The organism is Protofrankia sp. CiP1_Cm_nod2 (genome assembly GCF_920664355.1).
In the GTDB taxonomy this organism is placed as follows: domain Bacteria; phylum Actinomycetota; class Actinomycetes; order Frankiales; family Frankiaceae; genus Protofrankia.
In genome coordinates, this window is the sequence record NZ_CAKKTL010000227.1 from 1 (window position 1) to 418 (window position 418).

Sequence of the window (418 nt, forward strand, 5' to 3'; positions counted from 1 at the left end):
GATCGAGGCGACAGCGAACTGCGACGTGTCGTGGTCGATCCCGACCGACACCCAGGCAGAGTTGTCAGCAAGATCGTAGACACCATAAGGAATCGCCTTCCCATCGGCCAGGTACGGGAAGTCGTAGGCGTTCACCTCGGCTGGCTGGCCCTTCGGGTGCCACTCACGGCCGTCCTGCTCGAAGGCCCCGACCAGCTCCTTTTTCTTCGTATCGACGCTGACCACCGGGTCTCCGGCCGCGAGGAAGGCCGCCGCGAGGTCGTGGATGTGGCGGAACTGGGCGTCCCGGTCGGGATGACTGCCGCCCTCCTTCGTCTTCCGCGTGCCCTGCAGGCTGAAACCCATCCCCCGCAGCACCTTGGAGACCACTGTATGGCTGACCGCAAAGCCCAGCGAGGTCACCTCGTCGGCGAGCTTG

Annotated in this window: 1 protein-coding gene; it reads right to left on the minus strand. The window is 65.1% G+C overall.

Going from position 1 to position 418, the window contains the following annotated elements:
* The coding region (locus NBW84_RS19870; protein WP_445548781.1) for an ISAzo13-like element transposase-related protein at nt 1-418 on the minus strand (418 nt) is incomplete at both ends.